Annotated in this window: 5 protein-coding genes and 1 pseudogene; 2 read left to right on the top strand and 4 right to left on the bottom strand. The window is 63.5% G+C overall.

What is annotated here, in order from left to right; all coding sequences use genetic code 11:
• Positions 1 to 437 precede the first annotated feature (437 nt).
• Together MJD61_07260 and MJD61_07255 are read left to right on the top strand one after the other, a co-directional pair.
• Positions 438 to 980 (top strand): molybdenum cofactor carrier protein, encoded by a 543-nt coding sequence (locus MJD61_07260; GenBank protein ID MCG8555072.1) that lies wholly within the window; start codon positions 438 to 440, stop codon positions 978 to 980.
• 169 nt (positions 981 to 1149) lie between these two features.
• Positions 1150 to 2919 carry a glutamine--tRNA ligase/YqeY domain fusion protein gene (locus MJD61_07255; protein MCG8555071.1) on the top strand — a complete coding sequence of 590 codons (1770 nt, stop codon included), beginning with the start codon at positions 1150 to 1152 and terminating at the stop codon, positions 2917 to 2919.
• 114 nt (positions 2920 to 3033) lie between these two features.
• Here the strand turns inward: MJD61_07255 and serC are convergent, their stop codons facing one another.
• The 4 genes and pseudogenes from serC to MJD61_07235 form a co-directional block, all read right to left on the bottom strand.
• Positions 3034 to 4125 carry a 3-phosphoserine/phosphohydroxythreonine transaminase gene (gene serC, locus MJD61_07250; GenBank protein ID MCG8555070.1) on the bottom strand — a complete coding sequence of 364 codons (1092 nt, stop codon included), beginning with the start codon at positions 4123 to 4125 and terminating at the stop codon, positions 3034 to 3036.
• An 8-nt stretch (positions 4126 to 4133) separates the two neighbouring features.
• Positions 4134 to 5348 carry an ACT domain-containing protein gene (locus MJD61_07245; protein ID MCG8555069.1) on the bottom strand — a complete coding sequence of 405 codons (1215 nt, stop codon included), beginning with the start codon at positions 5346 to 5348 and terminating at the stop codon, positions 4134 to 4136.
• A 76-nt stretch (positions 5349 to 5424) separates the two neighbouring features.
• Positions 5425 to 7548, bottom strand: a complete 2124-nt coding sequence (locus MJD61_07240; protein MCG8555068.1) for a TonB-dependent receptor — start codon at positions 7546 to 7548, stop codon at positions 5425 to 5427.
• 384 nt (positions 7549 to 7932) lie between these two features.
• Positions 7933 to 8304: pseudogene (locus tag MJD61_07235) on the bottom strand (TonB-dependent receptor plug domain-containing protein).
• Positions 8305 to 8493: the final 189 nt, after the last annotated feature.

Here is an 8493-nt window from a genome sequence, read left to right as displayed (position 1 = left end):
TGGATGCTGGCACGAGCGTTCGCCACGGTGGCTTCGGAAAACGCGGCGGTGCATTCAGGCTTGACGCGAACGCAGACGTGCACGATTAGCATTCAAGGTCTCCAGCAGTTCGCGAAGTGGTCTGGTGTGGAACTTGCGGCCTGCATCGCCGACCACTATTGATCGCTCCCGCCGCTGCGGCGCACCACCTACGACGACGGGGGTCAAGTCCATCATCGTGCTACGAGCAAGCTATGGCAAGGCGGGGGATGGCAAGGCGGGGGATGGCAAGGCGGGGCTCCCGCATCCTCCCCTGAGAGCACCCCCATTGATACCCAAATACCCACGATACTTCAAGGCCGATTCGAGCTCGTGGCAAAATAGCCCTATTCTTCCGCGGGCCCCAAAAGGCGTGACGGTGGAGAACACAGCGGCCATTTCGAGGAGGAGCAACACGTATGCGCGTAGTCGGCGTCATGGGCTCTGGCACGTCGGCCCACGAGGATCTGGCGCGGCCCTTGGGCGCCTACTTGGCTCGCCTGGGCGTCCATCTACTGTGCGGTGGCGGCGGCGGGGTGATGGCCTCGGTGGCGAAGCACTTTCGAGCCGCGGGAACGCAAGGCCTGGTGGTCGGCATCGTGCCTGCTGCCCGGCACGCGTCGAGCAGTCAGCGACCGCTACCGCCTTCCGGCTACCCCAACCCCCACGTGGATCTGGTGATACAGACCCATCTGCCGGCGCGGGGAGCCGATGGAACCGACCTGTCGAGTCGCAACCACATCAATATCCTGAGCAGTCACGTGGTTGTAGCGCTGCCGGGCGGCGGCGGTACGCTGTCGGAGATCGCACTTGCGCGTCGCTATCGGACCCCCATCGCTGTCTATCGCGGGTCGCATCCGCCGCTGGCGGGCCCCGCCGAGCCGCTGCTGCAGGCAACCGAGCTGTACGAGATCGAGCGTTTCGTAGAGCATCACTTGGACGGACCCCCAACCATACCATGAAGGACACCATCGGAGGGCGGCAGGAGCATGCCGTGACACAGCATTTTTCTGTTCTTGCGACCAAGAGCACCAAGTGGGGCGTAGCTGATGCCGCTGACCGCCTCCCCTGCGCGGGGGCGGTGCCGTGACGAAAGGCACGCCAAACGAGTGCGCTCAGGCAACGCGTGATGTGCCCTCCGGCGAGGGGTCCGACACCGGACCATCCAACTTCCTGGACGAAGCAGTCGCCTCGGACGTCGCCGAAGCTGGGGAAGCTGGCTGGCTCCGTACTCGCTTTCCTCCCGAACCGAACGGCTACCTGCACATCGGGCATGCCAAGTCGATCTGCCTCAATTTCGGGCTGGCGCGCAAGTATGCCGGCACATGCAGTCTGCGTTTCGACGACACCAATCCAAGCACCGAGGAGGCGCAATACACGCGCGCGATCGAGGACGACATCCGCTGGCTCGGTTTTGACTGGGGCGCGCGCCGCTGCTTCGCGTCCGATTACTTCGAGCAGCTCTACGAATGGGCCTTGCTGCTCATCAAGGCGGGCAAGGCCTATGTCGATAGCCAGAGTGCGGGGCAGATCCGCGATTCACGCGGCGACTACTACCGCCCGGGAGTAAACGGACCTTACCGTGATCGTAGCATCGAGGAGAATCTCGACCTGTTCGAGCGCATGCGAAGCGGAGAGTTTGCCGAGGGCGTGCATGTCCTGCGGGCCAAGATCGACATGCAGCACCCGAATCTGAACATGCGCGACCCCATCATGTACCGGATTCTACATGTGCCACACCATCGCACGGAAAGCGCCTGGTGCATCTATCCGACCTACGATTGGGCCCACGGCCAATCGGACGCGATCGAAGGGATCACGCACTCGGTCTGCACCCTCGAATTCGAGGATCACAGGCCGCTTTACGACTGGTTCCTCGAGCAGCTGCCGGTCGCTTTGCATCCGCGCCAAATCGAGTTTGCACGTCTCAATCTGACCTATACGGTGCTCAGCAAGCGCAAGCTGCAGGAGCTCGTGAGCGCCGGTGTGGTCACGGGCTGGGATGATCCTCGGATGCCCACCCTATCGGGCATGCGTCGGCGCGGTTATACGCCGGAAGCCATCCGAACTTTTTGCGGCCGGATCGGGGTGTCCAAACGCGACAGTCTGGTCGACGTTTCGCTCCTCGAGCATGCTCTTCGGGAGGACCTCAATGCGCGCTGTCCGCGCGTGATGGCAGTGCTGCGACCTCTTCGGGTCGTGATCGACAACTACCCCGAGAACCAAACAGAGCGACTCGAGGCTCCAAACCATCCCGAGGATCCAAGCTTCGGGTCGCGCGCGTTGCCGTTCTCGCGCGTGCTCTACATCGAGCGCGACGATTTCCGGGAGGCAGCGCCCAAGAAGTGGTTTCGCTTGGCCCCCGGCCGCGAGGTGCGCCTGCGCCATGCTTGCCTTGTCCGCTGCACCGACGTGATCAAGAACGAGTCCGGCGAGGTCGTGGAGTTGCGGTGCAGCTGGGATCCAGGTTCGCGCGGAGGCACACCCGCCGATGGGCGCAAAGTGCGGGGAACCCTGCACTGGGTCAGCGCCCGCGCAGCGGTACCAGCGCAAGTGCGCCTATACGATCGTCTGTTTCTGGAAGCGAATCCCTTGGCGGCCGACGATCCCAGCAGCGACTGGAAAGCCCGCATCAACCCTGGTTCCATCGAGGTAGTCGATGCCATGGTGGAGCCCAGCCTCGAGAGCGCACGCGCCGGGCAGCGCTTTCAGTTCGAGCGGCTCGGCTATTTCTGTGTCGATGCGGTCGATTCCGATTCGGCTCGACCCGTCTTCAATCGTACGATCGGTCTGCGCGACAGCTGGGCCAGGCTCGAACGCAAGCTCGCGGACAACGAACGCGCCCCACTGGCCCCGGAGCGCATTGGCGCCGCTGCACGGGGCTCCGGCAGCTCGGGCTAGCTACATGACGGTGCACAGCATCGAAATGGACCGCAGTCTTCGTGGGTGCGCCTTGCCAGCGACCGGCAGCCCTCGACGCCAATCGATCACAATCCCTGGCAAGCGGTACTAGTACTAGTTGGAGTGGTCGCGCACAAACTGCCTCATAAAAGCCACGAGTCGTTCGCAGCCTGCCGGCGGGAACGCGTTGTAGATGCTCGCGCGCATGCCGCCCACCGAACGATGGCCCTTGAGGCCCGACAGACCTGCGCGCTCAGCCTCCTTGACGAAACGCGATTCCAGGGTCTCGCTCGGCGCTCTAAAGCACACGTTCATGCGCGAGCGACTGTCCGGTCGTGCTGTGGCTCGGAAAAAGCGGCTCTGATCCAGGTAGTCGTAGAGCAGCTGGGCTTTGGTCCGGTTCTGCTCTGCGATGGCCGCAAGACCGCCCCGGTCCTCCATCCAGCGCAGAACCTCTCGCAGCACGCACAGGGCGAAGACCGGTGGCGTGTTGTAGCGGGAGCCGTGCTCGATGTGCGTTCGGTATTGCAGCATGGTCGGCAGCTCGCGCTTGGCGCTTGCTGCCAAGTCGCGCCGTACCAAGACCAGGGTGAGCCCGGCGGGTCCCAGGTTCTTTTGGGCCCCGGCATAGACCAAGTCGAGCCTGCTCAGATCCAACGGGCGGCTGAGAATATCGCTCGACGCGTCGCAGATCACGGGCACGCCCTCGGGCGCGGCCGGCACGTCGGCCCATTCGGTCCCGAAGATGGTGTTGTTGCTCGTGTAGTGTATGTAGGCGGGGTTGGGTGAATAGCGGATCGCTTCGGGCGCTGGGATATACGAGTAGTTCTTGTCAGTGCTGCTCGCGGCTACATGCGCTGTGCCAAAATGCTTGGCTTCCTTGATCGCCTTTTGGGACCACGAGCCCGTATCCAGGTAGTCGGCGGTGGCGTCCTGTTGCAGCAGGTTCATGGGGACCATGAAGAACTGGCTCGAAGCTCCGCCCTGAAGAAACAGGACCGCGAAATCGTCCGGGATGCGTGCGATTCTACGCAGCGCTGCTTCGGTCTCTTCGAATAGCGTCGAGATGGGTCGGCTGCGGTGGCTGTGCTCGAGCACACCAATTCCGGAGTCCTCGTAGCTCCAAACCGCCTGCTGGACTCGCTTGAGGGCAGGCGCGGGAAGCGTCGCCGGGCCGGCGGAGAAATTGTAGATGCGGTCGTTCATCTGGATATTCACTGTTCTGCACTGATCTGTGTAAGCTCGACGCTCATGATCTGGGGAGAGCTCGCGCGCAGCCGTTGCAGCTCGTTGGCTGGCGAGTCCGATAGCTGGATACGTGCGCAGGCCGCACGGTTGCCTTGATAGAGGATATTTTCCATATCTTCCACGTTGATATTCAATTCGCTGAGAATCCGAAACACGCTGGCAAGAACTCCGGGGCGGTTTTCGTGCCGCACGGTAAGCAGGTTGGTGGCGTGGCTCCTGCGCGCGCGGTTGACGCAGTCTAGCACCTCCCCGCTGGCTGCGAAGCGCCTGACGATCTCGACGGCATGCAGCGCGATCGCCTGCTGGGCCTGGTCGGTGGAGGCGCCCACGTGATGGCTGCCAAAGACCGTGGCCTGCGCGAACAGGGGATGTTCGAAGCTCCCAGTCGCGCCCTTGGGCTCTGCCTCGTACACGTCGAGTCCCGCGCGCAGCCCCTTGTCGCGTACGCCGCGCAGCAACGCCGCCGAATCGACCACTTGCCCGCGCGACGTATTGATGAGGTAGGCTCCCGGCTTCATCGCATCAATGAACTGGTCATTGACCAGATGACGCGTCTGCGCAGTCAGCGGTACGTGAAGGGATACGACGTCGCTGTGTCGAGCCAGGGTGAACCGGGAATCGACCCGTTTCACGCCCAGCTGTTCCGCAATGCGGGCGTCGAAGTCCTGTGACCATACGAGCACCTGCATCCCGAACGCCCGGCCCCTTGTCGCGACCTCCTGACCGATGTTGCCGAACCCTGCGATGCCGAGCGTGCGGCCGAAGAGGCCTCGCGCCTTGCTGTACTCCTTCTTGTTCCAGTGCCCGCTGCGCAGCTCCGCACTCTGGCCGGGCAGGCGACGATCGCAGCACAAGACAAGGCCAAAAGCCAGCTCGGCCACAGCGATGGCATTCTTGCCAGGGCAGTTCGCCACGAAAACGCCAGCATGCGACGCTGCGGCTACATCGATCGTGTCGTAACCAGCACCGGCACGAACGATGAGCTTCAGTCGCTCGGCGGCCGCGATCACGGCTGCACTGACACGCGTGCTGCGGACGATGACCACGTCTGGATCCTGGTTGGTGACGGCCTGCACCAACGTCTGCGGGTCGAGCTCCGGTTGAAAGCTCACTTCGCATCCCAAATCGGTCAATTGCTGCTGACCGATCGCATCGAACTTATCTGCTATCAGGATTCTCATCACACACCAACCTCTGCGATGCTCCGTGCCGGCGGCCCAGCCGCCGAACCAGGCAGCCAGCTACATGCAGATCATCTTACAAGCGATAGCCCGCCCTGACATAGCCGAAGACTCCGGGAATCTCGTAGGTGGTGGCGTCGAAGCCACGACCACAGCTGTAGCATGCGGGGGGTGCCTGATTGAGGATGTTGTTCACTCCCACGGTGAAATCGAGCCTTCGATCCAACCGCTCGGGACTCCACGTGACCTGGACGTTGTTGTAGAAGGTCATGGGCATCGTGCGTTCGTCGCTTTGTGGGTCGGTGCAGTACTTCTCGTGGTAGGTGATCGTCTCGCCAGGCACCAAGTCCGTGTCGGGCAGCCGGCCGCAGCTTTCGGTGACCGAACCGAGGTAGCGCAGCGTCCAGGATGCGCGCAGGTTCGGGCTGTGCAGCCAGTCGAGAATCAAGCTCGATTTGAGGCGGGGATAGGCGCGCAAAGGGCTGCCCACTTCCGTGCCTGCCCTCTCGATGGTTGCAACGCCGCTCTGGCTTCCTGCCGGGAGGATTTCGCTGAAGCTCAGCAGGACGCTGCTCAGCGACGTGAGCCGGAACTGGCCAAAGGCGGTGTGGGGAGACCAATAGCTCAAGGTGAAATCCACGCCGTCGGTCGATATGCTGCCGAAGTTGGTCAGCTGACCGTCGATGCGCTGGATGGCACCTCCGGGCACGCGGGCGATCCGATCGCACGCCGCCTGGTCGTTGCCGAGCACGCAGCGATCCAGGGTTACCTGGCCGTTGATCGCCTGAATCGGGTCGTTGATCTGGTAGCGGTAGTAGGTCACTTCCAGTGAAAGCCGGTCCACCCCCGGCAGCTCGCTGACGAAGGAGGGGCTGTAGACCAGACTCGCTGTCAGGCTGGTGGAGGTCTCGGCCTTGAGCTCCGGATTGCCGCCCGTCGTCACGGGCAGCTGCGAGTTGGCCTGCGTGTAGGAGCCGTCGCTCGGCAGGATACCTGCGTTCCACACCTGCTGGCAACGCGCCGCGATCTGCGCTTGCTCCTGCTGCTTGACGGGGTCTTGGTGCATCTTGTTGAAATCGGAGCAGCGGTCCGCCAGGCCCTGATCGAAGCGAGCCGGAGAGCCAAAGAGCTCTCCGATCCCCGGAGCGCGGAAGCCCTGACCCCAGCTGCCGCGAAAAAGAACATCGTCGACCAAACGCAAACGTGACCCAACCCGATAGGTCGTCTGCGTGCCCGATGTGCTGTAGCTCGAGACACGGGCTGCTCCCGAGACGTCCCACAGGTCGACAGGTCCGGCCTGATCAAACAGCGGCAGCCGGACCTCGGCGTACCCCTCGGCAACGTCGATGCTGCCTCGCGTGGGCGCGGCGGGGATGCCGGCTGTATCGCCTCGGGCCACGATGCCATCGGGCTGAAAGAATCCTTGGTGCCGCCGCAGCTCGACTCCTGTGGCGAAGCCCATAGTGCCTCCAGGCAGCTCCGCGATACCGCCCGTGATGTTCAGCGTAAGATCAATCAACGTTTGCTGTGAGACGTCCTTTTGCACGAACTGGATGTAGTCCAGCATCTCCCGGGTGATGGTTCCCAGACCGCCCGAGCCCTGGCCGCCGAAGATGTTGAGCGGTACGCACTTGGGATCCAGGGCGCATTCGTTGTAGCTCAGCGCCTTGCGAATCCGCTCTGCGTCGTAGGCGTTGTTCTTGATCTGGTCGGCCCGGTTGACTCCATAAACAAACGTTGTGTCCCAGTGGAAATCTTGGCTGCCGAGGCTGAAGTCGCCGGCGAGACCGCCGGATGCAACCAGGGTGTTGACGGTTTGGTTGAAGATGCGAGGTCCCCCTTCGAGGGGCCGGCGGTAGATCACGAAGTTCGTCTCGGGCGTCAAGGCAAAAGGAAAAGGGCTGAAGTTCTGGTAACGGCTCGGCAGTGCCGCAGCCAGGTTCGGGTCAAAGCTCGGAATGGTCAGGGCTGTCAGCGGTCCGGTCCCGCCTCCGCCCGGACCGATCGGCAGGGGCTCGGGAGCGGCCTGGTTGACCGATCGGCGACGGGTGTACGCGATGCGGGCGTGGGCCTGAACCTGCGGGGAGAGGTGGTAGCCCAGCTGGGTGGAGGTGCCGAAGCGCCTCGACGGCGTGAGCACCAGATTCAAGGGTCCCCAATTGAAGCGCCGATCGCTGGTGAAGGGGTCGTAGTGAGCCATCCAGTTCGGGCTCTGCCCGGGTGGCAAGTCGTAGCCATCCCGCAGAGCGATATTGTGGCGGACGGGCCTGCCGGTCGTGGGGTCCAGCGCAGTGGGATCGGTGAACACGATCCGCCCCTGGGGTGTGTACGACGAGCAGCGGCTGTTGCACTCGACCATGTTGGGCATGGGCCAGCGCGTCTCATCACGGTTGCCCGTGACGACGCGCCTTTGGTCCGCAAAGGAAGCGGCGAAGAGCAGCGACATGCGGTCGCTGACGTTGCCCCAGCCCACGTTGTACTGCTGGGTAAAGCCGTCGAGCTGCAGCTGGCGGCCGGCCGGCCCGTCGATCGCGTCGCCATAGCCACCCGCGTACGCCGTGGCAAAGGCGCCGCTGTAGTTCTTCCTGGTAATGATGTTGATCACGCCCGCGATGGCGTCCGAGCCGTAGATGGGGGAGGCGCCGTCCTGAAGCACCTCGATGCGCTCGATCATGCCCATGGGGATCGTGTTGAGATCGGTGGCGGAGGGCACGCCGCTTGCGGAGGCACCCTGGATCCAGCGCACCCCGTCGACCAGCACGAGCACGCGCTTCGAACCCAGGTAACGCAGGTCGGCTTGCGTCGAGCCGGCACCAATACCGTTGCCGTCCGGGGGAAAACCGTTGTTCCCGCTGTCGTTGAACTTGGTATTGAGCGCGCCTCCGGATACCGGCAGCTTCTGGAGCAGATCGCCGACCGAGGTCTCGCCGCTGCGGTCTAGGTCCGTGCGGGACATGTCGATAATCGGGGCTTGCTTGTCCAGCACGTTGGTGCGGATTCTCGAGCCCGTCACGACGATCTCCTCGGCCTTCCCATCCGCGCCGGACGGGGCACGCCCCGCGGGTCGTGGCGTCTGTTGCGCGGATGCTTGCGCAGGAGCCGCCTTTGACCCGCCGGGTCCGGAAGCGGGCGGCACCTGCGCCTT

This window comes from Pseudomonadota bacterium (genome assembly GCA_022361155.1).
In the GTDB taxonomy this organism is placed as follows: Bacteria; Myxococcota_A; Polyangia; order Polyangiales; family JAKSBK01; genus JAKSBK01.
This window is presented reverse-complemented; position numbering and strand designations above follow the sequence as displayed.

Excerpts from the sequence above, each read along its gene's own strand:
- MJD61_07240 (MCG8555068.1), bottom strand. The coding sequence starts at position 7,548 with ATGGCTCACTACGACCCCTTCACCAGCGATCGGCGCTTCAATTGGGGA.
- MJD61_07260 (MCG8555072.1), top strand. The coding sequence starts at position 438 with ATGCGCGTAGTCGGCGTCATGGGCTCTGGCACGTCGGCCCACGAGGAT.
- MJD61_07245 (MCG8555069.1), bottom strand. The coding sequence starts at position 5,348 with ATGAGAATCCTGATAGCAGATAAGTTCGATGCGATCGGTCAGCAGCAA.
- serC (MCG8555070.1), bottom strand. The coding sequence starts at position 4,125 with ATGAACGACCGCATCTACAATTTCTCCGCCGGCCCGGCGACGCTTCCC.